Genomic DNA, 24,540 nt, shown 5'->3' with positions numbered 1-24,540 from the left:
CTTTTATCACAAAGTAACTTTACATCCGATAGAGAACTTACGGATAGGCGGATAGGTGTTGAAACTACCGGAATAGGTACTTGATGCACCTACTTCGGGAGAAAGGCCTATTACTTCCGTAAAATAATGCAGATTGTTTCCGGCCAGGGTCAATACCAGCCCTTTCAGACCAATCTTTGCCAGCAATGCCTGAGGCAGAGCATATTGCAGAGAGATTTCACGGATACAGAGATAATCGGCTTTCTGGGTGAAAACATCGGAGTTGTCCCGGAAATTCTTATTCAACTCATCGGAGTCATTGCCTGAGAAACGGGCATACTTGGCCTTACTCGGGTCATCCCCCACATTCCAGCATTTTAGGATTTCAGCAGGCAGGCTGGTGTTTCCATTCATGAAATTACACATCTGGCGTTGCAGATAACCATTGGAAATGGAGTGCCCCAAAGCAAAATCAAGATAGACATTCAATGTGAAGCCCTTGTAAGTGAAAGTATTGTTCAAACCTCCGGTGGTATGGGGAATCGTATTTCCCAGCAGGAACATATCATTGCTGTTGATGATATCGTCTCCGTTCAGGTCTTTCCACTCATAGTCTCCGATAGTCTTTTTTCCGACACCCAGTTTCTGTTTCGTGGTCCAGTCCCAACCTTTGGATGAGGTGTCATAACGGGCATTGGCAGCCTGCTCGGGAGTTGTAATGATAAAGTCTTTCTTATATCCATAGAAACGCCCCAACGGTTCACCCTCGGCAACACCTCCGAATTCTTTGGTCGTGCCATCCTGCATTTTTACAGAGTATCCTCCCTGGCGGTTCTTGTCCCGTCCGTTTTCGGGCAGTTTAAGCACCTTGTTCTTTACGTAAGTAATGGTGAATTTAGATTCCCACGTGAAATCCTTCTTGACAATGTTACGTGTTGTTATTTCAGCATCGAAACCACGGAAACGTACTTTTCCAAGATTGGTAAGGATGGAACCGTATCCCGACGTATTGGGCAATACTTTGGAAGTAATCAGGTTATCCGTAATCTTATTGAAATAGTCTATACCCAATATGATGCGGTTCTTGAACAAGCCTAAATCAAAACCTAAATCCAATTGTGTGGAAGTCTCCCATTCAAGAGCCTTGTTAGGCATGGCCGAAGAAACGGTCGCAGCACTTTGATCGTAACTGGTGGTAATGGCATACAATCCTAATGCATCGTAATAGCCGATGGAGTTGTTACCGGTCTGCCCATAACTGCCACGCCACTTCAAATTACTTATAAAACCGATATTCTGCATAAAAGGCTCATCACTCATAACCCATCCGACAGACAATCCGGGGAAGAATCCCCATTGGTTGCCTTTGGCAAAACGGGAAGAGCCGTCCTCACGGAAAGTAGCAGTCAACATATATCTTTTCAGATAATCATAGTTCAATCGGCCGAAATAACCGATATTCACATCTTCCTGCTTGGTCGACGTTGCATCGGAATAAACAGAACCTCCGTTCAATGTCGGTATCTTGTCGGAGCTGTGTCCGGTAGTGGCAGCATACACATACTTGTACAAATATTGCTGATAGGAATATCCTACCATCGCACTGATGCTGTGTTTATCGGCAAACGTTCTTGTATAGCTGGTGTAGAATTCCAGTTTCTTCCGTTGCTCATCCGTCATGTTGGTAGTCGCCTTCCGCGTTCCATTCATCGGGTTGGCACGCATGAATGTATCTCCATGGCTGTTTTGCGTAAACAAAGAAGCGGTGCCCACAGCATGCCATCCTTTCAAAACTTCCCAATCAAGAGAGCCGACTAACCCCAAACGGTTGGTACGCTGATTGTTATCATTAAAATACGAGTAGAAGCTCGGATTCGGAGACGAAGAGTTTGGACCTGGCGTCGGGGTTCCGTACCATTCATTGTCAGACACCCAATATTTACGTTGAACGGCCGGGGTCATCAGTCCACGGGAAATCACCTGATACTGACTGGCATACTCTTCGCTATTCGTCTGGCTGTAATCTATGTTGCTACTGAAAGTCAGGTTCTCTCTGATTTTGGCAGTTACATTAGTACGGGCGTTAAAACGGTCGAATGCCGTGCCTACACCTACACCGGAATCTTTCATATAGCCAATACTGCCCACATAGCTCAATTTCTCCGTACCTCCTTCTATCCCCACATAATAATTTTGCCAAAGAGCATTCTTGAAACAAGTACTGGCCCAATCATTATCTTCAAAAATCAAAGTCTTACTGGGATCCAACGGATCAGCCACAGACTTCCATCCTGCCGGAATGCTCTCTCCATCCCTCAGGTAACGGGTAGAAAACTTGGAAGCATCCGTATTGCCGGAACTATAAGCATATCCGTCAAGGTATAACTTTTCCGGACTGGGTCCGGAAGCCCAACGATCGCGCATGATAGTAACAGCTTGGGTAGCATCCAGATACTCAATCATCCGCTCCACATTCTCGTTTGCAAAGGAAGCCTCAAACGTCACTCGAGGAGCACCGCTTTTTCCTTTTCTTGTCGTAATCAGGACAACTCCATTCGATGCACGCGAACCATAAATAGCAGAAGAAGCGGCATCCTTCAAGACTTCGATAGATTCGATGTCATTGGGATTGATACCCGCTGTACTGCGCTCTACGCCATCAACTAATATAAGAGGAGAATTACTCTGACTGATAGATGAACCACCACGAATCAAGAACGTAGCCTCTGCACCCGGAGTATTGTTCTCATTGTACACGCGTACACCCGCAATTTTACCCTTCAGCCCTTCTCCCACAGTATTGATAGGAGTTGCCTTCAATGTTTCTCCATCCACCTTGCTGATGGCGGATGTTACGGTACGCTTGGATTGGGTACCATAACCTACAACCACCACTTCATCCAGCCCCATGGTGGTCGGTTCCATCCGGATGTTAAGAATCTTTTGATTAGTAATCAGGATTTGCTGTTCATCATAGCCCACATAGGAAAATACAAGAGTTTCCCCCTTGCTTACTTTCAGCTGGAAAGCGCCATTCATATCCGTAATAACTCCTCGAGTCGTACCCTTCACAGCGATGGAAACTCCTGGAAGAGTTTCACCAGTATTGTCCACTACTACACCTGATAGGTTAAATTCTTGTGCCCAAAGCAAAAATGGGCAAAATAGTAGAAAAGTTATGAGGTGAAAATGAAATATTTTTCTCATCTTTGTTACGATTTTAATAATAAATTGTTTCAGTAATTTATTTAAGGGGAAACGGGAAGTGCCAATACTCGTTTCCCCTCCCTTTTCGGGGGTCAAACTTAAGTTGGCCAATGAGTTTTTTCATTGGATGTATTGTTGCAATATCTCCATAGGCAATCGTTTTTAGTTAATTAATGTATTTGAAGAATTCCGTATTTTTCAATTCGTTTCTTGTCTCCTCCAGCTCTTCTTCAGAACAAGGAGCTATCGGCAATCGACATGGTCCACAGTCTATTCCTGCCAGTTTCATGAATATCTTACCAGCTCTGACTCCTCCCCCATGCTTTATCAGCACATCAATGATTTCAACAGATTTCCATTGCATTTCACGAGCTGTTTCAAGGTCTCCCTTTTCCATGGCTTCCATCACAGCTTTGTATATACCCGGAACATAGTTGTAGGTACTGCCTACGGCAGCCTTAGCTCCAACCGACAATCCGGTAATCAGTATCTCATCAAAACCGTGCAAGACTTCGAACGCCCCACCGTCCGCATGAATGCACTGCTGCATCTCCATCAGGTTGTTATGAGTAAACTTGACTCCCACCAGATTGGGAATTTGCTTCTTGCCCTCTATAAGGAACTTGTGTACCGGCAAGGAAACCCCGGTTATGGACGGCATGTTATAGTAATAAAACGGCAAGCGGGAAGCCGATGCAGCTATCGGCTTGAAAAAACCTATCAGCTCATCTACAGAACCGGGCTTGAAAAAGCAGGGCGCCATGGCTGCTATCATATCAGCTCCAATAGCTTGCGCATGGGCTGCCAGCTCGGCACACTGAACCTGCGACATGCCACCTACATGCACTATCACTTTCAGTTTTCCCTTGGCTGCCTCCATCCATTTTTCCGCAACAGCCTTTCGTTCTTCTGTTGTCAGAGAAACGGATTCTCCCGTCGTGCCACAAATAAACACTCCCGTCACACATTTCTTTTGCATCAGAAACTCTGCATACGGCCCGATCACCTGCAAATTTAAGGAACCATCTTCGTGCATTGGCGTAAATGGTGCAGCGATTAATCCTGTTAAAAGTCGTTTGTTCATAAATAAAATTATATTATAATTAATGATAGGTTCAAACCTATTTTTTCTTAAAGAACAAGCTTGCCAGATAACCTATGACAAAACATGAGATAAAGCCGGATGCCGTGTACAAAAGCAAATGGAACGTCTGGAATCTGGCAACAAACAATTGTACGATGATACTTGCGACTATACCAATGATTGCTCCTCCGGAATTGGCGCGTTTGGTAAGCATGCCCAACATGAACAGTCCTCCCATACTGCCCAATATGAGCCCGAGTATCTTGTTAAATTCGTCCCACAATGAAGCGATATTCCATGTTGCCATAAGAAAAGCAAAAGATAGACTAATGACTCCTATCACACAAGTTGCCATACGTGCCGCATGCAATTCATTGCCACCCTCTCCCTTATGAAAGAAACGTGAATAAATGTCTACTATATAAGCTGTGGCTGCCGAATTCATACTGCCGCTCAAAGTGGACATTGCCGCAGCGAAGATGCCCGAAATCAACAACCCTACAATACCGACCGGCAATTGGGTAAAAATATACCACGGAAAAATAGCATCGCCGTTAGGAATACTGATACTCAGATTCTCAGGATACACCTTGTAATAGGCATAAAGCGCAGTGCCTATAAAGAAGAAAATCAGTGTGGCGGGAACAGTCAGTATCGCATTGGTCCATACACTCTTCCGTGCCTCTTTCATCGAAGAGGTAGTGAGATAGCGCTGCACCATACTTTGGTCCGTCCCATAGGTGGTAAGATGGGTAAAACATGCGGCAATAATGACAGTCCACATCGTAGCATCCTTCAAGTCAAAGTTCGTTGCTCCCAAATCGAACTTACCGTTTGCCACGGCAATATCAATCGTTTCACCCAATCCACCGGGAAGAGAACACGAGATGTATATCACTGCAAATATCGCTCCTCCCAACAGTACAATTACTTGAATGGCATCTGTCCATACAACCGCCTCTATTCCCCCTATCATTGTATATAGAATACTACAAACTCCCATAATACCGATACATAGGAATATATCCAATCCAGTCACCACATTCAAAGCAATGGAGGGCAGAAAAAGCACAACGCCCATACGCCCTACCTGGAAAATAATAAAGGCCAGACTGCAAATAACCCGGATAAAGACATTGAAACGTATCTCCAGATATTCATAGGCAGTCGTTATATTCAATCTCCGGAAAAAAGGAATAAAGACATAAACAATGACGGGGGCAACAAACACAATACCGGTATTGAACAACACATAACTCCAGTTCGTGGCATATGCCTTGGAGGGTATAGCCATGAAGGTGATGGCACTCAACGCGGTTCCGAAAAGACTCAGCCCGGCAGCCCACCACGGAATGCGTCCTCCACCCTTGAAATAGTCGTTCGTACTTTTCTGGCGCCGTGAAAAGTAAATTCCAATTCCGGCCAATACGGCAAAATAACCGATAATCACAAGGATATTGACAAGTCCCAACCCCTTTTCCAAAGGAACAATATCCCCTTGAAGGCTGTACAGTCTATTCGTTCCGGAACTGGCATTGCTACCGAGTATAACGAAGGAACGGTTTCTTTGCAAGACTTGCATGGTGTCATAGGTACCTGGAATACATTCAGACTTGACAAGAGTCTGCGTAATTGTATGGTATTTCCATAAAGCATTCTCTTTTTTAAGATGCTGTGTATCTTCCGGCTCTTTCTGAAAAAGAAGTATATGGTTGGCTCCGCTGGCGACAGCAGCACATATTCCTTTCGGAAAATCCGAACCTAATGAACTCCATTTACCCAATTGGGGGTTATAGACATATCCATCAGTCAAGCAAGAAGACAACCCTTCTTCCGTTTCCGTCTGTCCACCCAATAAATACAGACAAGGGGAAACGCCGTTGTTCTGTACCACGAGAATTGCATCTTCCCGGACGCATCCCGGATAGCCCGGTAGTTCTTTCCATCCTCTGGACTTGTTCGACAAGTCCAGCACAAAAAAAGAATCCGATAACCTAGACGGACTTACCGACTTCCTGCCTCCAAACAAATATACCTTATTGTCCAGTAGTGCTCCTGCCGCGTTAGACAACGGAAAAGGAAGTGGCGGCCAATCTTCCGAAACATTCAGTTTGCCCTGCTGCATTGTGACAAGAAATACATCTTTGTAGCATTGGGAAGAATCACGCCCTCCAATACACAAGATACCGTCAGAGAGTGTTATGGAAGCGCCATAAGCCAACGGCTTGGACAACACATCTTCATACAAAGCGAATCCGGCATTTTCAGAAAGGCATACCGCATTTCTTCCCCATCGGCTATAATCGTCGGAAGTGCCGCCTGCCAATACAATTTGTCCGCCAAGTACTCCGGAAAAGAGTCCCAAAGTGTTGTGTTCCTCATTAAAAACACTCTCGTTGCCCCACTTTATCTGCTCAGAATGAGAAGCATCTGCAGCTCTCAGGCTTTGACCCCAAAACAAACAAAGGCATACCAATGCAACACAATTATTTACAATCCGTGTCATTTGTCATATTTTTATTGTGATTGACCCTTATTCTGTTCTCCTAACACTGCCCTATCATAAATCAGCTTCTTATAGACATAAAAGTGTTGCTCGATAGCATTTCTGTAGCCCATTTCATCCTTATTCTTGATAAAGTTCAATAAATCGGTGTGAGTTACAATCTTTCCCTTTTTCTCCAGTTCTATATTTATAGCTTCCACCCGTTCCCTCAAATTGGTTTTTACAAAGTTCATAACCGGATGAATGATGCTTTGGAACTGTACAATCGTCTTATTCCCCGTTATTTCGTATAGTTTTGAATGGAAAGTATATTCGCTGAGATTGGCATATTCGTTGTTCCCCAATGCAACGCCTGCATTAACAATCTCTTCCAGTTCCATAATATCCTGCTCTTTAATATTATGAAATATGTCACTACTGATTCCTATCTCCAAGGCAACCCTGAATCCCAAAAGATCGAGAAGTGATTCCTGGCTCATAATACGGGGATCAACCACTCTCTTCATTCCCCCTAAGATGAAAGGCTCAGTTAATATCATTCCACGACGTGTACGGCTTTCAATCATTCCCATCATTTTCAGACGGCTAAGAGCTTCCCGAAGAACACTACGAGCTACCCCCAACGCTGACGACAACTCAATTTCGTTAGGGATAGAATCACCCACTTTCAAGTCCTGACTTCTGAAATAATTCAATAACTTGTCTTCCACTTGGTCTACCAAAGTAATCGACTGCCCATCAATTTTTAAGTTTTCCATATATTAAATCGTGTTATTATTAGTCCTATTAGTATTATTTGTCAGACAAATAAATGGATAATTTTTAATAAAAGCAACATATAAAGAATATATTATTACTTCTTTTATATTTATTAACTTTTAAAGTGTTGCATTTTTGCAAATTTACTATTCACGATGTAATATATGTTTCGGCTATATTACATATGCGAACAAACAATAAGAAAAACAGAAAAAGGGGAAAAACAATATAAGTGCAGCTTAAAAAATAGTTTAGAAGAATTATTAATACCTGAGAATGAATGTTCTTAAAAAAGAAAAAGACTGAATAACTAAGTGGAAAATCCAGTGTAAGCTGCCCCCTAAAACCAAGCGATTCTGCCCCCTTAAAACATTCAACAATGCCCCCTTAAAAAGTCTTGACCGATGGGGTTATTATTATTTTAGTTTATTTCCCTCTGTATGCAGCCATTTTACGGACACTTTCTCCTGTCAGCTCAATCCGGTGCGCCGTATGTATAATACGATCCATAATGGCATCTGCTACTGTAGGGTCTCCGATTGCATCATACCAATTGTCCGTTGGCAGTTGCGAGGTGATGATGATGGACTTGCGCCCATGTCGGTCCTCTATTATATCGAGCAGGATGGGTCGTTCCTTGGCATCAAGGTTCACAAGGAAGAGGTCATCCAATATGAGCAGCGTGCTCCGTTCGATTCTCTTGAGTTCCGATTCCAGTGTGCCTTTTACTTTTGCCACCTTAAGCGTACCCATAAGTTTCGGAGCATTCGCATAATATGTCCGTATGCCCTTCTTGCAGGCTTCATACCCCATTGCTGTGGCAAGGAAGCTCTTCCCGGTACCGGATGACCCTGTGATGAAGAGGTTCTGTCCCTTGCGGATGAACTCCAGCGATGCAAGCCGCTCCATCTGATTGCGGTCAAGGCCACGCGGGATTGCATAGTCTATCTGCTCGAGGCAGGCCTTGTAGCGGAACGCCGCCCCGCGTATAAGGCGTTGGATGGCTGCATTGGCACGGTAGTCCCATTCCCTGGCAAGTAACATGTGCAGGAAAGAGTCGATTGTCATTGTTTCTGCCATAGTGGAGGTTAGGCTTTCAGTGAAGGCGGCGGCCATGCCGTGCAGCTTCATACGGTTCATCAGTTCGATTGTCAACGTGTTGCGGTCTTTTTCGACAGCTATCGGTGCGGTAAGATTATTTGTTTCCATTGTTGTCTCTATTTAAATGTTTTAATTGTGCGAAGTAGGCTGCTCCGCGGATGTTTTTGTGGATAGATGTTACGGGGACCTCATCGTCAATGTCGTCTTTTGACAGGAAGTCTGCATCATCCCCGCGTTCAAGGATCCGCCTTATCTCCCTGATATCCGTATAGGCGCAGTTGCGTGGCGCATGCGCTTGCCGCCACCAACCGTTCCAGCCCGAAGGTCTTCTCCAACGCCATGATGCCTCTGCATGAACGGAACGCCGCGGGAGGATACTTCTTGAGTTCCGCCACCTTGCGCAGATACAGCAGCAGGACGTTATCTGTCTGGCCGGCCCGTTCGTAAATCTGTTCCAGATCCTTTTCATAACTTCCATGACGTCCGGGCAGTCCGTGGGCATCCTTGGTCGTATAGGAGTATGGCGTGTCATCGCGCTGGTGTGTGGTCACCAGACGCAGGCCATGATATATTTCCAGCGTGTCCGCATCATAGACAATCTCGACACGTTTGCCTATATACTCTTTCGGTACGCTGTAATGGTGAAGCCTGAAGGTGACATAGCCGTTACGCATTACTGTTGCGGAGCGTCGCTCTTTCATCTGATGGCGTATGGCGGGAAGCGGGCGGAGGCAGTCGGACTCAATCTGCTCGAACTGTTCCCGTCTGGACTGGGGACGCCCGCTCATCCTGCGTCCGTTGAAGGCCGAGAGCGATTCGGATATGGCCGCATTCAGAGACTCCAGCGAGTGGAATACAAGACCCTCGATGTCAGCGTAGACGGATCGGTAAAGTAGCTTCACGGCATTCTCCACCAAGGCCTTGTCCTTTGGATGACGTACCCGTGTGGGGTATACGGTACATCCGTAGTGTTCGGCAAATGCCGCAAACTCCTCGTTGATTACCGGCTCGTTACGGTCGCTGCGGGTTACCGCCGATTTGAGGTTGTCTGGTACGATCGCCATCGGAACCCCGCCGTAAAAATGAAGCGCGTTCTCACACGCCTTAATCAAGTCCTGTCTTGACTGGGACCAGACCGCCTCACAATAGGTATAGTGGCTGCACGGAAGTATGGCCACGAACACTTCAACGCTGCGACATTCACCGCTTTCACTGTCAACGACTTCCAGTTTGTCACCGGCGAAGTCGATATACATCTGGTCTCCGGCATAATGCTCGACATGGCCTACGACATGTGTCACCATACGGTAACGCATGAGATAGTTGCCGAAACTGGCATGTCTGTATCCGTCAGGATGGGTCTCGCGGTACTCTTCGTACAGGGTTTTCACTGTTACGCCTCGGCGGCTAAGCCGGGCAGCATACTCAGGAAGGAGTGCCTCAAGCTCAAGCTGGCGTTGTGACGGTTCCCTGTTACGGCCAACACCTTCAGAGAACATTTCCTGGATGCGAGCGGAAGGCATGGCGGCCAACTCCTTTATCGGTATACCACACTCTTGAAACAGGCGCACATATCTGCGCACCGTGTTGCGGGAAAGCTCAAAGCTCCTGCTTATCTGCTTTATCCCCATCCCCAATGCGTAACATTGGAGGATGTTTGCTATCTTTGTTGTCATAGTAGAAATGATTTTATCCCACCGGTCAAGACGGGAATCAAATCTACGAAAAATCCCCTGCCGGGCATTGCCAAGCAGGGGTATTTTTATATTGGAATCAAGGGGGTAGGATTATTTTAGCACAAGGGGGCAGAATCGCTTGGTTTTAGGGGGCAGCTTACACTGGATTTTCCAGATGCTTCTCCATGAACTTTTATTAATCTATTATCTATATCCTCGTCAGATAGCCCACATTGCTTTAATATCAGCCTTGTTGATGCAGTATAATTAAAATCTAAAATAATATTGTTTTTTGTTGAAGACAAATTTGTAAGTACTTCATAAGCTTTAGAATTCTTATTTATACTTGAATAATCAATATTATTAATATAAACAACTAATTGTTTACATAAAGCCTCATACTCAGTTTTGAATTTTGCATTATCTTCATTTTTCGAATAAAGCTTTAACTCATTTTCTATATCAATCCAGTTTTGTAATTCAGCATTTACTTTTAAATAGATAGCTAATTGATTTTGCATATTCAGCAAGATTTGAAATTCATCACTATTCACAAAGTCCATATAGCTTGTGGATAAACCTAAACTTAAATCAAATCCATTTCCTATGATTAGAGCTGATTGGTATTTATTAAAATCAATATTTCTCATTTTGTCCTTTTTTTGCAAAAATATAAAGAAAATCCCACCTGCATTGCTGCAAATGGGATTTATTTATAGATTAAAGGAGATTCCTCATGGCTTCATCCACTTGCTCATTATCGAAACTATCCAAGTATATTTGAGTGGTGGCTAAGTCTGAATGTCCCAATGCTTCACTTATCAATGCGATGTTTACTCCCGATTTCTTTAGGACGCTTGCGAATGAGTGCCGGGCGACATAGGTTGTCAAGTTGGCTTCAACTCCAAGCTGTGCGGCAAGTAGTTTTAGATTCTTATTGACCTTTCCTAATATCTTATGTATTCTGTTCTGCTTTTGTAGGGCGGTCTTGTGTATCTTGCTATCTAAAATCGGAAATAGATAGCCTTTGCTCTCCTTTGAATATTTTTCGATTATCTGCATGGCTTCTTGCGGTATTCCTATCTTGATTGGCTTTTTTGTCTTTTGACGAATATAGTGTAGCCTGCCATTTTGGATATTCTCGTTTGTCAGATTAGCTATGTCTGTGAAATTGATTCCACCGCATAGATAGCTGAACACGAATATGTCTTTGCTTAACTCCATATATTGTTGCTTTCCGATGGGCTGCACTTCTGTTGTGAATTTCAGCACGTCTGTTTTGGCAATGGCTCTCTTTTGGGTAGTGGTATCGAATTTGTTAATCTTGTAATCATCAAACGGATAATCGGACTTTCGGGCACACTTTGCTTTGATAGCTTTATTGTATGCACTACGGAGCGTGCGAAAAAGTAGGCTGATTGTAGTTTCTCTATTACCTTTGGAGCGTAGCCACTTCTCATACTTGTTAAGCCAAGCAATATCTATTTCATTAAATGGAATATCCAATTTCCCATTAGTGAAAACTTTGAGTGAATTGAATGAGCCTTTATAGATAAGACGGTTTCCACATTTATCCTCCCGTGTGTATTGCTCTATAAGTTCCTTGTAGAACATACTGACTGTTTTTAGCTCAAACTTTGTATTCTCATTATTGAGTAAAGTGGTGGTAGTGTATTCTTTTTGTTCGCTGTTTAGTTCCAACATGCGTTGTTGTAGCTCCCTTTGTTTATCCAAGATAATCTTTTGGATATATTCTTTATTAGGGCAGTTAGGCTTAGGTTTGTTTCGTGTGAAGTCCCAATATTTAGGATTGATGGATATGCCTAAACTTTGGTATTTACGCTTTCCTCCTTTAGATACTTGGAGCATCAATGGATTTTCACCATTGGATAATGTCTTAGATTTGTAGCAAACTACTGAAACACAGGCATTCATAATGAATTTTCGGTTTACATCTTGGTTTACATGCACCCTCTGAAACCACCCGAAAATAGACTTTCCGTAACCTGCTAAAAGCAGAAAACCTCGATAGCTAATCTATTAACTATCAAGGCTTTCATTATGAGCGGCAAGCGAGGTTCGAACTCGTGACCCTCAGCTTGGGAAGCTGATGCTCTACCAACTGAGCTACTGCCGCATAAACATTTCCAAGGTCATGCCTTAAAAACGGTGGCAAAGTTAATAAATTCCTTCCTAAAAAAACAAACGTTTCGTCAAATATTTCCTATTTTTGCTCGGGAAAACAAAGATATTCTTTCAAAATACAGACTAAATACCAATGAAACGAATCATACTCATCACCGGAGGAGCACGTTCCGGCAAAAGCACCTATGCGGAAAAGCTGGCACTCGAGCTCTCTCCCACTCCCGTTTATCTTGCCACGGCACGCATCTGGGACGAAGAATTCCGCCAGAGGGTAATCCGGCATCAGGAACGCCGGGGACCGGAATGGACAAACATCGAAGAGGAGAAAGAACTCAGCCGCCACCGGCTGGAGGGACGGATCGTCCTGATAGACTGCATCACCTTATGGTGTACCAACTTTTTCTTCGACCTGCATTCAGATACCGACCGGGCACTTGCCGCAGTAAAGGCAGAGTTCGACCGCTTCACGGCACAAGACGCAACCTTCATCTTTGTAACCAATGAAATAGGTATGGGAGGAACTTCCGAGAACGAACTGCAACGAAAGTTCACGGACATGCAAGGCTGGATGAACCAATATGTAGCCGCCCGTGCCGACGAAGTGATACTGATGGTATCCGGCATCCCACTTACCGTAAAAAACACTCATTCATAAAACAACAGACAATTAAAATTCAACAGACTGATGAAAACATTTCATATCACCCGTCCGGACGAGTCAATCCGTCCCGCATTGATTGACAAAATCAACAACCTGACCAAACCCAAAGGCTCATTGGGCATTTTAGAAGAACTGGCACTCCAAATCGGACTCATACAACAGACATTATCCCCCACCTTGAAACATCCGCAAAACATTATCTTCGCCGCCGACCACGGCATTGTAGAAGAAGGTGTCAGTCTGTCTCCAAAGGAAATCACCTGGCAGCAAATCAGCAACTTCCTTCATGGAGGGGCAGGTGTCAATTTCCTCTGCCGGCAGCACGGCTTTACCCTGAAAATAGTAGATGCAGGAGTAGACTACGACCTCCCCTACGAGAAAGGCATCATCAATATGAAAGTACGTAAAAGCACCCGGAGTTATCTGCACGAGGCAGCCATGACGGAAGAGGAAATGGAGATGTGCCTGGAACGGGGTGCCGAGGTGGTGCGCCAATGCCATGAAGAAGGCAGCAATGTCCTCAGCTTCGGTGAAATGGGTATCGGAAACACCTCTTCATCCTCCCTGTGGATGACCTGCTTTACCGGCATTCCTCTGGAACAATGTGTCGGCGCAGGCAGCGGACTCGACAGCGCGGGCATCCGCCACAAATACGAAGTGCTGAAACAGTCTATGGAGAATTACAAAGGCGACGGCTCTCCCCGGGACATCATCCGCTACTTTGGTGGACTGGAAATGGTAATGGCCATAGGCGCCATGCTGCAAGCTGCCGAGCTGAAGATGATTATCCTTGTTGACGGATTCATCATGACCAACTGCCTGCTTGCCGCCGCCAGGCTCTACCCGGAAGTGACGGATTACGCCATCTTCGGACACTGCGGAGACGAGTCGGGCCACAAACTGGTACTCGACGCCCTGCATGCCCGTCCGCTGCTGAATCTGGGGCTGCGTTTGGGAGAAGGAACGGGGGCCATCTGTGCATATCCCATTGTCGACTCGGCCGTGCGGATGCTCAATGAAATGGATAACTTTGCACATGCCTCCATCACTAAATACTTTTAACATGAACAATGTCTTGGCTGCATTCATAATGCTCACCCGACTGCCCTTCTGGAAAATCAAGGAAGTACCGGCAGAGTGTTTCAAGCATGTGGTTCCCTATTGGCCGCTTGTAGGCTGGCTGACGGGAGGCGTGATGGCGGCAGTGCTGTGGCTTGCCGGACAGATTATGCCGGTGTCATTGGCATGGATTCTTGCCCTCATCGCACGCCTGCTTGTCACCGGTTGCCTGCACGAAGACGGACTGGCGGACTTTTTCGACGGCTTCGGCGGCGGCACCACCCGAGAACGGACTCTTGCCATCATGAAGGATTCCCACATCGGAAGCTACGGTGTCATCGGATTGATATGCTATTTCCTGCTGTTGTTCCAACTTCATCACCTGCCACTGGGACTTCTCTGCATCCTTGTGCTCAGCGGTGACTGCTGGTCCAAGTTCTGTGCCTCCCAGATTGTCAACTACCTGCCCTATGCCCGGAAAGAGGAAGACAGCAAAAGCAAGACCGTCTACAACCGCATGAGCTGGCACGAGTTACTGGCCGGATTTCTTTGCGGTCTGCTTCCTTTCGTACTGCTGCTGCCTATAAAACTGTGGATTGCCACCCTCTTCCCACTGCTCACCTTCTTCCTGCTCTACCGATTGATGAAGCGGCGCCTACAAGGATATACGGGTGACTGCTGCGGGGCCACTTTCCTGCTATGCGAACTGTCCTTCTACTTGGGAAGCCTTATTCTAATTATAAATTAACAACTGAAAATTAAAGATGGAAGTAATACTCATTCGACACACTTCGGTAGATGTTCCTCCGGGGATGTGCTACGGTCAGACCGATGTTCCCCTGAAACCCACGTTTGAAACGGAAGCCGCCGTGACGGCAGAAAACCTGAAGGCATACCTTCCGTTCGACCACGTCTACACCAGTCCCCTAACCCGCTGCGTGCGCCTCGCCACCTATTGCGGCTATCCCGATGCAGAACGGGACAAACGGATTATGGAAATCAATTTTGGCGACTGGGAGATGAAGCCGTTCGAGCAGAATGAAGACCCACGCCTGCAGGAATGGTATGCCGACTACATGAACGTGGCAGCTACCGGTGGAGAATCTTTTACCATGCAATACCGGCGTGTCAGCCAGTTTTTGGACGAATTAAAGAAGAAGCCCTATACACGCGTTGCCATCTTCGCACACGGAGGCGTATTAATCTGCGCACAACTCTATGCCGGAATCCTCAAAGCCGAAGAAGCCTTCGACGCATTGACGCCCTACGGCGGCATCGTCCGCATCAATCTCAACAAGGAATAGTGAACGAAATAGTAGAGCCTTCCTCCGCTTCGGTTTGCACCTTGTAGATACCTCCAAAATAATGAATAAAATGGGCATTGATTTCATGGCGAATCAAGCTCGTTTTATTCTCAAAATGTACCTTTGCAAACGGGGCGTTGACCACGTCGAAATAGAGGGCCGACCTAGTGCGGTCCCGTCTGATGCGGATAATCGCCTCATAACGGGCAGTGTCATTCTCTGACGGAGTCAGCATGCTGACAAGCAATGTATCGAACCACCTCCGGTCCGTCCTCGCAAACTGTTCCTTGAGGTCGGTCTGCAGGCTGACAGACACAGTGCTCTCCTCACGGCCGTTCACTTTATCCAGCACCTCACTGCACAACTGAATAATGTCACACTCCTCGTCCTCATACTGAATCTTGCCGGACTCCAAGCGAGACAACTCCAGAATGCTGTTGACATAATTCAGCAGACTTTCCGCATTGGTCTGAATCATCTGTCCGTACTCCCTCTTAGTCTCTTTATCCAGCTCCTCCTTTCCGGTCAGCAATTCGGCAAAGCCCACCACCACATTCAGCGGAGTACGTATATCATGGCTGATTTCCGATTTCAGACGTTCCTTCGCGATGTTGTCCGTCTCTGCCTGCAAAGCGGCTTCAGCCGTCTTCTTCTCTATGACAGCAATCTTTCCGGAGACATAGCGAGTATACAAGTAGAAAAGCAGCATCAGCAGCAGGCAGACACCCAGGAATATAAATCCTATACGGTAATTCATGTCCTGAATCTTCTGCTTCTCCAACAACAGCTCGTCAATGTGGTAAATCTCCTTCACCTGCTTCAACTGGTTGGCCGAGAAGGCATTGTTCAGCGAATCCTGCTTGCGTATGAGGTAGCGCCGGGTCTCGATGGCCCCGTCAATGTCCCCCTTGTCATATTGCGTACTCGCCTTGTAGTTTATCAAAGTGGCAAAGGTGGAGACGTAGTTGTTCAGTACCGTAGGGGTCACCTCGTCTATCAATGCGATGCTTTTGTCATACTCATCGGTCTTGGCATAGTATTGAAGCTGTATCAACTGGACATTCAGCCAGAAGACGGGATCTACATGCGGTTCAAGCAGTTTCTTTACTTTCTCGATATGCTCGTGCGCCACTGTAAAGTTCTTCTGGTTCATGTAGTGCAGGATATACTTCACTTCGCAGTCAATCTCGAAATTGCTCCAGTTCTTCCGTGTCTCGGGTTCTTTGGAAATAACCGTCTGCAACGTCGTGTCCATTTCATGCAAATAGGGCAGCTTCAGGCTGTCTTTACCGCCATTGCCGTATACCTGGGCAATACGCGACAGTATATCCACCTTCAGGCTGGCCTTTGTCTGGGGAGAGAAATTCCGGTAAGCCTCCAAGAAAGAGTCCAGTGCCTCATTCGGGCGGCTGGACACTCCGTAGGCACATCCCAGACTGTTATACGCCGCTATCATCCCGTTATTGCTATGGCGGAGTTTTGATTCCTCCAACGTCTCCTTAGCCACATACACCGCTTTCTCTATCTGTCTCTTGGAAGCCAGGGCGCGGCTGATGGCAGCCTTCTGCTCCAGATAATAATCGTAAGTGCCTACCTGGGAGACAAAATCCTTCAGCACATCCACCCAATACGACAGACTGTCCGGGTCGTGTTTCTTGTCATAACATGCCGCCAGATAGTAGGCGCCCATATTCTCATAGAAAGCGTTCTTCTGCCGCCGCGCCTCCTCGTACAGACGGGTGGAAAAAGTCATGTTATAGGGAGCATACTGGTGCTTGTAGGCCATGTCACGGAGATACGTCAGCCGGACAAGGGTGGCCGGCAGAGTATCGGCAACCTTCAGGATGCTGTCCTGATACCGGACAGCCCCCGTGTCTTCTGCCAGCAGCGGACAGATATATCCGCAAAACAAAACAGGGATGAGAATCAGTATTCGTTTCATTGCGCCGTTCCTCCGTGTAATGCGGGATTATACTTCAAAGGATACGTAAAACAGAAACGCGCGCCACGGGTGTACCCACTGTCCACCCACAGCTTGCCGTTCATATATTTCACAATCAGTTGGCAGATGGAAAGGCCCAGTCCGCTTCCCTGCACAAAATCATTCAGCTTTTCAAAGCGTTCAAAAATCAAGTGCTGCTTCTCCGGTGGAATGCCACATCCGGTATCCGTCACGGAGAAAAGTGCCGTATCGGCATCGGCCATCTTCAGTTCCAGCACAATGGAGCCTTGTTCCGTAAACTTGGCGGCATTCACCAGCAGGTTTATCAAGACTTGGCGGAGACGCGCATCGTCCGTATCCAGCATCAGGACGGACAAATCCGTGTCAAAACGCATTTCAACCTCCAGCTTGCGCGAGACCATCACGGTCTCCACGACCTCATTACACAACTTCACGGCATCATGCGTGCGGATGTTGAAGGTTATGTTGTCATTCTCGAAATCCGAGAAATCCAGAATGTCATTGATAAGTTTCAGCAACTGAAAGGAATTCACCTTGATAATTTCGGAGAATTCCCGGCGCGATTCGTCATCGAACGACTCGTCCTCATCCGTCAGTACCGCCGAGAATCCGACAATGGCATTCAGCGGCGTACGTACCTCATGGCTCATGTTCGAAAGAAACATATTCTTCCGTTGTATGGCTTGCACCGCTTTCTCCTTCATCGCCTCCTGCCGCATTTGGGAATGCTTCAAACGGAATATCTTCTTCCAGCCCAGCACCAGGAGGAATATCAGAAACAGTACGGACACAATGATGCCTGCCAGATAGAAACGCATGGATACAATGCGGTCGCGTTCGTTCTGGTAGGCCAGTTGGTCGGCCTGGAAACGGGTACAGAGCCGGTCTATCTCCTTGGGATAGTTCTTCTCGAACGAAGTCTTGATATACGAAAAGACCTTGCCGTACTGTCCGTAGGCTTCTTCCTTGTTTCCCATCTTCACCAGTAAATCCGCTTTTTCGAGCAGAGCTTCCTTGTAGATGTTATGGTTTATCCGGGCATATTCGGTTTGAAGGAAATCATTGTAGGCGGTCAAGGCTGCCTCATGCTCTCCGGTGGCCACCAGATAACGGGCATCTATAATCAGAAGGTATTGCTGTATCTCCGGAATCAGTTGCGTTTCAAGCTGGCCTATCTGTACCAGACAATGGCTGGCAGCTTTCAAGTCACCCTTGAATAATTGGCAGGAAGCATTGGAGATGTGACGCATGGCCAGCTCCAGCGGAGAAAGCCGGTCTTCCGGATAGAAGTTCAGACGTGCAAGATAACGCGAGGCACCGTTTACATTCCGTATGCGCAGGTTATAATCTATCAGTTCCACCAGTAGCATACGGATATGCACATCCTCCCCGTCCATCCCATCCAGCAGTCTCAAAGACTCTTCGTAAGCGGCACCGGCTTCCCGGAGCCTACCGGTATAGCTGTACACCTCTCCCATGGCATTCAGCGCAAGGGCATTGCCGAAGGGGTAGGCAAGCGCGCGGGCTTTGGAGTACATCTGGTCGCTCTGGGCAATGGCCATACGGATTTCTCCACGGAAAAGGGAGGATTTTATAAGTATTCTTTCCAGTTCGAAATAGGTGTAGTAGCGCTGGGATTCATCCAATTGGGACAAAAGGCCGTCGGCATTCAGCGAGTCACACTCCTCCCGGGTCAGATAGTCGAAACCGAGGCTGTTGTGAAAAGTGGAGATGACCTCATGGACTATACTTTCCTTTTCTTTAGTCCAAGAATCCGCTTTATCTGTTGTCGATGCAATTATTGTGCTCCCGAACCAAATAAAGAAAAGGAATATATATAGTTGCTTTATCCTCATTTATAAGACTTTGTCTGCTTTAAAAGTTACATTTTTAATGCAACGCGGTCTTGCAAAGATATTATATCTTTTTGGAACAGACAAAGAATCAGTTAAAATAACAACATTTTAAAAACAAAAGGAAGCCAAGGTCGATGTCACTATTACGGCAACTACCATCCACCACTCCACACGCCGGTTGATGCGGACAGCCACACGCATATCTTCTGTCTTCAGAGGCCGTTCATTAGAACCGATATAAGGTTTCCATACCTCCTCGCCGAAATAGTTGTGCGGACCCCCGAAACGGCAATTCAAAATACCGGCAAGGGCGGCTTCCGGATAACCGGAATTGGGACTGGCATGCTGGCTGCCATATCTGCCCACAAAAGCAAACAAGGAAAGGCGACCGGAAACCAGTACCATCAGAAAGGCTGTCAGACGAGCAGGAATATAATTGGCAACATCATCCAAACGGGCAGCAAAACAGCCGAACCGACGATAGCGTTCATTCTTGTAGCCGACCATGGAATCCAGCGTGTTCACCATCTTATAGGCAAGCATGCCCGGAACTCCCAACAGCAGATACCAGAACAAGGGAGCAACCACCCCATCGCTCAAATTCTCTGCCAAAGTCTCCAATGCCGCGGTTCTCACCTCCTGCGCCGAGAGTGCAGACGTATCACGCCCTACGATACGTGCCACTTGCATCCTCCCTTCCTCCAAGGAACGGTCCACCGCCTTGAACACCATACGCACCTCGCGAACCAGCGTAGTGCCCGCCAAGCAATAGAATATCAGCAATATTTGCACCGTCAGAAGCATGCCCGGAGAAAAGAGTGCCGCCAAGCGGAGCAACAAAAGCGTAATGACATATACCCCCAAGACAAGAGACACCGCCACAAACGCACCTTTCAGGAAACGCGAATCGCCCCGGTTCAACCGGTGCTCACAGAAAGAGATGGCTTTGCCAAAAGCCACCACCGGATGGGGTAGCCACGCCGGGTCGCCCAGCCAATGGTCGAGCAGCCAGGCAGTGAGAAGCGGCAGGTTCAAGTTGAAGGCGACACCCAAAAGTATAAGCACATCTTCTTCCATCGGTTATTCCTCCTCAAGCCATTGTCCTATTGCTTTTACAAGCCTGTCATTCTCCTCCCGGCTCTGGGCGGCTATACGGAAGAAATGCTCATTCAGTCCGTCGAAGTTGGAGGCGTCCCGAATCAAGATACCATGCTCCCCTGCCAGATAGTCTTTCAAAGCGGAAGCCCTACCCATACGGAGGCACACCAGCATGAAATGGGTTTCGGTGGCCCATACCTCCAGTCCTCCCAATGCCTCGAGCGCACTGCGCAGGCGGGCAGCCTCTTGCAAGTAAGACGCCACATCCAGCGGATTGGGAACATCATGTTCCAGCAGATGGAGCCCTGCCTCAATGGCAAGCTGGTTGACCGACCAGGGCATACGGTTGGTACGCAGACGGTGCAGCAGGTGGGGGGCGCCGATGACATATCCCAGTCGCAGACCGGGAACGGCATAACGCTTGGTCATGGAGTGCAGCAGCAAGACGTTGGGAAACTCCGCAGCCTCGGCAGCAGAGAAAAGCGGACGCAAGGTGAAAAACTCGTAGGACTGGTCGATGACGAAACATACCTGCGGATTATGACTGATAAGTGTTGCCAGATATTCCTTCTCCACAACCGTTCCGGTAGGGTTATTGGGATTGCACAGCCACAGCATGCGCACCTCTTCCGGCAAGCGATACCCCTCGCTCTCCGCAGGAAGCCGATAGAGGGAAGTGACCCGATGACCGTGCATGCGGCAGGCATCGGCATATTCACTGAAAGTGGGCTGCACAATGGCGGTGTTTGTCCCGCGGAAAGTCTGTGCGGTAAGATAGATGGCTTCGGTAGCTCCATTCGTCACGCACACTGCCTCGGCAGGAAGACGGTGGTGGCGGGCAAGACAGGCCTCAAGCGTGTAAGGCTCCGGTTCGGGATAGTTGCCGATGCCGTCAATCCGGGTACACAGATGCGCCTTCAAGGCAGAGAGGTCTACCCTGCTGTAAACGTTCGAGCTGAAGTTTGCCGTAATGGGACGGCTGTATTTATAGGAATCGTCTCCGTGTCCTTCAATCATGGTTCTTTGTCAATATTTGGTAGATAAGCGGCAGGTTGACGTGGCGGCGCACGTGCTCGGCAAGCCTATCGTATTGTTCTTCTTTGAATGTATGGTAATCGAAAGCGCCGGCATTCCCGGACAGTTTGTCTGCAAAAGGCACAAGCAGGAAATCTATGAATTCCGGATTGTCGAGAATGCCATGAATATAGGTCCCCATGCAGGTGGAGTCCACGTAGTAACCGTCGGTAGAGCCGTTCTCCAGAAGATTCAAAGGAGAATCGGGAGTACCTTCCACAGGGGTGGTCACTCCCATATGGATTTCATAGCCCTGCATTAATGGAGAATGGAGAGTGGAAGATGGAGAATGGGGATTGCACAGACCGAACTTCACCTGGCGGGTCACCTTCTCTCCCGACATGCGGGTACTGATGGGCAACAGCCCCAGTCCGGGCAGGCGTTCAATGTCCCCCTCCACATGCTCAGGGTCGAGCACCTCCTGCCCCATCATCTGATAGCCGCCGCAGATACCCATCACGGTGGCACCTTCACGGTGGGCACGGATGATGGCAGCCGCCACACCGTTACGGCGCAATTCGTAAAGGTCATCAAGCGTGCTCTTGGAGCCGGGCAGCAGGATGACGTCGGCCTTTGCCAGCTCATCCACATTGTTGGTATAGAAGAGATGTACGCGCGGGTCACGTTCCAGGACATTAAAATCGGTGAAGTTACTGAGGTGGCGCAGCAGAATGACGGCGATGTTCACCTTTCCCTTCTCGGCACGGACAGACTTTGCGGCAAGCGCCACGGAGTCTTCTTCTTCAATGTAGATATCACGGTAGTAAGGCACCACCCCGACAACGGGAATGCCGCAAAGCTCCTCCAGCATCGTAATGCCCGACTCGAAGAGACGTATATCCCCCCGGAACTTGTTGATAAGAATTCCTTTAATTCGCTCCCGCTCATGGGGACGAAGCAACATCAGCGAACCGTAGACGCTGGCAAACACACCGCCACGGTCAATGTCGCCCACAAGAATTACATCGGCTCCGGCATGCAGGGCCATCGGCAGATTGACAAGGTCGGTATCCCGCAGATTGATTTCGGAGATGCTTCCCGCGCCTTCCAGCACAACGGGATTATAGCGGGCGGCAAGGCGGTCGTAGGCAGCACAAACCTCCCAGCGCAGTTCGTCGCGTCCTTCCTTGCGGAAATAATCATAAGCATTGCGGTTGCCGATAGGACGCCCGTTAAGAACAACCTGCGAGGTATGGTCCGACTGTGGTTTCAGCAGCAGCGGATTCATGTCCGTGTGGCAAGGCACTCCGGCGGCTTCTGCTTGCACAGCCTGGGCACGGCCTATCTCCAGCCCTTCGGGAGTGGCAAATGAATTGAGCGCCATATTCTGTGCCTTGAACGGTGCGGGCTGATAGCCGTCCTGCTTGAAGATACGGCAGAAGGCGGCAGCAATGATGCTCTTTCCCACATCACTACCCGTCCCGGCAAACATAATCGGATGAAGTTTCTCCATAAATTCCATTTTAGCGAATGCAAAGATAGTGCAAATCCGAATATCTCTCCCATTCATAAGCCATATCTTCGGAAACTATTCGTTATATTTGTAACGTTCTATTCAAAAAGATGACTACTGAACAATTCCCACCTCCTCTTGTTTAGAGAAACAAGAACCCCTAAACCGAACGAACTTATGAATAATCTATTATGCCGGAGATTCTTTCCGGCTGCTGCCTGCGTACTGCTTGCCATCGGTGGAGTGGCCGCACAAACCTCCCTTCCCCTTAGCTTCGGTGATGCCCTAAGGCAGATGCAAAACGGCAACCGCAGCCTGAAAATAGCCGACAAGGGAATTGAAGCCGCCCGTGCGGAACGTGACAAACTGAATGCCCTCTGGTACCCCTCCCTGCAAGGTGCCGGTACGTTCGTGCATCTTTCCGAAAAGATAGAGGTAAAACAGCCCCTTTCCCAGTTCACCGACCCGGCAAAGGACTTTGTGCACAACATCGTGCCGGACGACCAATTCATCAGCAGCATACTCGACCAGATAGGCTCCCATACCCTTGCCTTTCCACTGGCTCCACGCAACCTGACTTCCGTCGGCCTGACCGCCGAATGGGTCGTATTCTCCGGCGGCAAGCGCATCCGGGCCTCGAAGATAGGCAACACCATGATAGACATTGCCCGCGAAAACCGGGGACAGACCGATGCCACGCAACGCACCCTGCTGGCAGAAAGCTACTTCGGGCTGAAACTTGCGCAAGAGGTAGTACGCGTGCGGCAGGAGACTTACAACAGTCTGCAACGCCATTACCAGAATGCCCTTAAACTGGAAGCTGCCGGCATGATAGACAAGGCAGGCCGGCTCTTTGCCCAAGTGAATATGGATGAAACTGCCCGTTCACTGGAGGCTGCCCGGAAGGAGGCCTCCGTCGTGCAAAGTGCCCTGCGCACCCTGCTCAACCTGCAAGACACATGCAGCATCCATCCTACTTCGGAGCTTTTCATCAACGACCAACTGCCCGCCAAAGAGGAGTTCCTGCAAGCCATGCGGGTGGAGAACTACACCGTGAACCAACTGCAACTGCAGTCACAGATTGCCCGCCAGCAGCTCCGCATCGACCAGAGCGACTACCTGCCGGACATCGCCGTATTCGGCAAGCAGACCCTCTATGCCCACGGCATACAGAGCAACCTCGTCCCCCGCACCATCGTAGGCGTGGGCTTCACCTGGAACCTGTTCGACGGACTGGCGCGTGAGAAGCGCATCCGCCAGTCGAAGATAGCCCAGCAGACCCTTGCCCTGGGACAAGAAAAAGCCAAAGAAGACCTGAGCGTAGGCATCGACAAGCTCTACACCCAACTGCAAAAGGCACAAGACAACGTACGCGCCTTGAATACCACCATCGAGCTGAGCGAAGAGCTGGTGCGAATCCGCAAGAAATCCTTTGCCGAAGGCATGGCAACCAGTACCGAGGTCGTAGATGCGGAAACGATGCTGGCAACCGTCCGCGTGGCGCGTCTGGCAGCCTACTACGAATATGATGTGGCACTGATGAACCTGCTGGCTATCTGCGGAACGCCGGAACGGTTCGAGAAATATTTCGAGACAACTTATTAAAACCTACCCT

17 protein-coding genes, 1 tRNA gene and 1 pseudogene are annotated in these 24,540 nt (G+C 48.0%); 5 read left to right on the top strand and 14 right to left on the bottom strand.

Annotated features, from left to right (window positions below; genetic code table 11):
- Window positions 1-6: 6 nt before the first annotated feature.
- From NQ510_RS13685 to NQ510_RS13645, 9 genes and pseudogenes are all read right to left on the bottom strand, one after another.
- Window positions 7-3,186 carry a SusC/RagA family TonB-linked outer membrane protein gene (locus NQ510_RS13685; protein ID WP_005836952.1) on the bottom strand — a complete coding sequence of 1,060 codons (3,180 nt, stop codon included), beginning with the start codon at window positions 3,184-3,186 and terminating at the stop codon, window positions 7-9.
- Window positions 3,187-3,352: 166 nt separating this feature from the next.
- Complete coding sequence (locus tag NQ510_RS13680) at window positions 3,353-4,270, bottom strand: dihydrodipicolinate synthase family protein (protein ID WP_005829247.1); 918 nt, start codon at window positions 4,268-4,270, stop codon at window positions 3,353-3,355.
- 37 nt (window positions 4,271-4,307) lie between these two features.
- Complete coding sequence (locus NQ510_RS13675) at window positions 4,308-6,776, bottom strand: sodium:solute symporter family transporter (protein WP_005829250.1); 2,469 nt, start codon at window positions 6,774-6,776, stop codon at window positions 4,308-4,310.
- 11 nt (window positions 6,777-6,787) lie between these two features.
- Window positions 6,788-7,534, bottom strand: a complete 747-nt coding sequence (locus NQ510_RS13670) for a FadR/GntR family transcriptional regulator (RefSeq protein WP_005829254.1) — start codon at window positions 7,532-7,534, stop codon at window positions 6,788-6,790.
- Window positions 7,535-7,961: 427 nt separating this feature from the next.
- Window positions 7,962-8,744, bottom strand: coding sequence for an IS21-like element helper ATPase IstB (istB, locus tag NQ510_RS13665; protein ID WP_005824105.1), 783 nt, complete (start codon window positions 8,742-8,744; stop codon window positions 7,962-7,964).
- Window positions 8,731-10,312: pseudogene (istA, locus tag NQ510_RS13660) on the bottom strand (IS21 family transposase). Before istA ends, istB begins: the two are co-directional and overlap by 14 nt.
- Before the next feature lie 116 nt (window positions 10,313-10,428).
- Window positions 10,429-10,962: an AbiH family protein gene (locus NQ510_RS13655; RefSeq protein WP_034525771.1), complete on the bottom strand. Its 534-nt coding sequence runs from the start codon at window positions 10,960-10,962 to the stop codon at window positions 10,429-10,431.
- Window positions 10,963-11,032: 70 nt separating this feature from the next.
- The gene (locus tag NQ510_RS13650) at window positions 11,033-12,247 is read right to left on the bottom strand and encodes a site-specific integrase (RefSeq protein WP_012055549.1); all 1,215 of its coding nucleotides are present in this window, start codon (window positions 12,245-12,247) and stop codon (window positions 11,033-11,035) included.
- Window positions 12,248-12,376: 129 nt separating this feature from the next.
- Window positions 12,377-12,449 (bottom strand) — tRNA-Gly (locus NQ510_RS13645).
- A gap of 141 nt (window positions 12,450-12,590) precedes the next feature.
- Between NQ510_RS13645 and cobU the strand changes: the two genes are divergently transcribed.
- Genes cobU through cobC form a run of 4 tightly spaced genes read left to right on the top strand, consistent with a single transcriptional unit; the run spans window position 12,591 to window position 15,481 of the window.
- Window positions 12,591-13,112, top strand: a complete 522-nt coding sequence (gene cobU / locus NQ510_RS13640; protein WP_005829269.1) for a bifunctional adenosylcobinamide kinase/adenosylcobinamide-phosphate guanylyltransferase — start codon at window positions 12,591-12,593, stop codon at window positions 13,110-13,112.
- Window positions 13,113-13,142: 30 nt separating this feature from the next.
- Window positions 13,143-14,180: a nicotinate-nucleotide--dimethylbenzimidazole phosphoribosyltransferase gene (cobT, locus tag NQ510_RS13635; protein ID WP_005829272.1), complete on the top strand. Its 1,038-nt coding sequence runs from the start codon at window positions 13,143-13,145 to the stop codon at window positions 14,178-14,180.
- Window position 14,181: 1 nt separating this feature from the next.
- The gene (gene cobS, locus NQ510_RS13630; RefSeq protein ID WP_005829273.1) at window positions 14,182-14,925 is read left to right on the top strand and encodes an adenosylcobinamide-GDP ribazoletransferase; all 744 of its coding nucleotides are present in this window, start codon (window positions 14,182-14,184) and stop codon (window positions 14,923-14,925) included.
- Window positions 14,926-14,941: 16 nt separating this feature from the next.
- Window positions 14,942-15,481, top strand: a complete 540-nt coding sequence (gene cobC, locus NQ510_RS13625) for an alpha-ribazole phosphatase (RefSeq protein WP_005829275.1) — start codon at window positions 14,942-14,944, stop codon at window positions 15,479-15,481.
- On the opposite strand, the gene NQ510_RS13620 is transcribed toward cobC, so the two are convergent.
- The 5 genes from NQ510_RS13620 to NQ510_RS13600 form a co-directional block, all read right to left on the bottom strand.
- The gene (locus tag NQ510_RS13620; protein ID WP_005829277.1) at window positions 15,468-17,423 is read right to left on the bottom strand and encodes a sensor histidine kinase; all 1,956 of its coding nucleotides are present in this window, start codon (window positions 17,421-17,423) and stop codon (window positions 15,468-15,470) included. The two genes, cobC and NQ510_RS13620, sit on opposite strands and share 14 nt — an antisense overlap.
- Window positions 17,420-19,300, bottom strand: a complete 1,881-nt coding sequence (locus NQ510_RS13615) for a sensor histidine kinase (RefSeq protein ID WP_005829279.1) — start codon at window positions 19,298-19,300, stop codon at window positions 17,420-17,422. The genes NQ510_RS13620 and NQ510_RS13615 overlap by 4 nt, the downstream gene beginning before the upstream one ends.
- Before the next feature lie 108 nt (window positions 19,301-19,408).
- On the bottom strand, window positions 19,409-20,377 hold the full coding sequence (cbiB, locus tag NQ510_RS13610) for an adenosylcobinamide-phosphate synthase CbiB (protein WP_005829281.1): 969 nt from the start codon (window positions 20,375-20,377) through the stop codon (window positions 19,409-19,411).
- A 3-nt stretch (window positions 20,378-20,380) separates the two neighbouring features.
- Window positions 20,381-21,415: a threonine-phosphate decarboxylase gene (locus NQ510_RS13605; RefSeq protein WP_005829283.1), complete on the bottom strand. Its 1,035-nt coding sequence runs from the start codon at window positions 21,413-21,415 to the stop codon at window positions 20,381-20,383.
- Entirely contained in the window at window positions 21,408-22,925 is a 1,518-nt protein-coding gene (locus NQ510_RS13600; protein ID WP_005836942.1) for a cobyric acid synthase, read from the bottom strand. Before NQ510_RS13600 ends, NQ510_RS13605 begins: the two co-directional genes overlap by 8 nt.
- Before the next feature lie 177 nt (window positions 22,926-23,102).
- Between NQ510_RS13600 and NQ510_RS13595 the strand changes: the two genes are divergently transcribed.
- The gene (locus NQ510_RS13595; RefSeq protein ID WP_005829287.1) at window positions 23,103-24,530 is read left to right on the top strand and encodes a TolC family protein; all 1,428 of its coding nucleotides are present in this window, start codon (window positions 23,103-23,105) and stop codon (window positions 24,528-24,530) included.
- Window positions 24,531-24,540: the final 10 nt, after the last annotated feature.

This window comes from Bacteroides uniformis, assembly GCF_025147485.1.
In the GTDB taxonomy this organism is placed as follows: domain Bacteria; phylum Bacteroidota; class Bacteroidia; order Bacteroidales; family Bacteroidaceae; genus Bacteroides; species Bacteroides uniformis.
This window is presented reverse-complemented; position numbering and strand designations above follow the sequence as displayed.

What these genes read in the sequence shown, in the direction of transcription:
- cobT (WP_005829272.1), top strand. Translation starts at nt 13,143, where the DNA reads ATGAAAACATTTCATATCACCCGTCCGGACGAGTCAATCCGTCCCGCA.
- NQ510_RS13655 (WP_034525771.1), bottom strand. Translation starts at nt 10,962, where the DNA reads ATGAGAAATATTGATTTTAATAAATACCAATCAGCTCTAATCATAGGA.
- NQ510_RS13600 (WP_005836942.1), bottom strand. Translation starts at nt 22,925, where the DNA reads ATGGAGAAACTTCATCCGATTATGTTTGCCGGGACGGGTAGTGATGTG.
- NQ510_RS13680 (WP_005829247.1), bottom strand. Translation starts at nt 4,270, where the DNA reads ATGAACAAACGACTTTTAACAGGATTAATCGCTGCACCATTTACGCCA.
- NQ510_RS13605 (WP_005829283.1), bottom strand. Translation starts at nt 21,415, where the DNA reads ATGATTGAAGGACACGGAGACGATTCCTATAAATACAGCCGTCCCATT.
- cobU (WP_005829269.1), top strand. Translation starts at nt 12,591, where the DNA reads ATGAAACGAATCATACTCATCACCGGAGGAGCACGTTCCGGCAAAAGC.
- NQ510_RS13650 (WP_012055549.1), bottom strand. Translation starts at nt 12,247, where the DNA reads ATGAATGCCTGTGTTTCAGTAGTTTGCTACAAATCTAAGACATTATCC.
- cobS (WP_005829273.1), top strand. Translation starts at nt 14,182, where the DNA reads ATGAACAATGTCTTGGCTGCATTCATAATGCTCACCCGACTGCCCTTC.
- NQ510_RS13615 (WP_005829279.1), bottom strand. Translation starts at nt 19,300, where the DNA reads ATGAGGATAAAGCAACTATATATATTCCTTTTCTTTATTTGGTTCGGG.
- NQ510_RS13670 (WP_005829254.1), bottom strand. Translation starts at nt 7,534, where the DNA reads ATGGAAAACTTAAAAATTGATGGGCAGTCGATTACTTTGGTAGACCAA.
- istB (WP_005824105.1), bottom strand. Translation starts at nt 8,744, where the DNA reads ATGGAAACAAATAATCTTACCGCACCGATAGCTGTCGAAAAAGACCGC.
- NQ510_RS13675 (WP_005829250.1), bottom strand. Translation starts at nt 6,776, where the DNA reads ATGACACGGATTGTAAATAATTGTGTTGCATTGGTATGCCTTTGTTTG.
- cbiB (WP_005829281.1), bottom strand. Translation starts at nt 20,377, where the DNA reads ATGGAAGAAGATGTGCTTATACTTTTGGGTGTCGCCTTCAACTTGAAC.
- NQ510_RS13620 (WP_005829277.1), bottom strand. Translation starts at nt 17,423, where the DNA reads ATGAAACGAATACTGATTCTCATCCCTGTTTTGTTTTGCGGATATATC.
- NQ510_RS13685 (WP_005836952.1), bottom strand. Translation starts at nt 3,186, where the DNA reads ATGAGAAAAATATTTCATTTTCACCTCATAACTTTTCTACTATTTTGC.
- cobC (WP_005829275.1), top strand. Translation starts at nt 14,942, where the DNA reads ATGGAAGTAATACTCATTCGACACACTTCGGTAGATGTTCCTCCGGGG.
- NQ510_RS13595 (WP_005829287.1), top strand. Translation starts at nt 23,103, where the DNA reads ATGAATAATCTATTATGCCGGAGATTCTTTCCGGCTGCTGCCTGCGTA.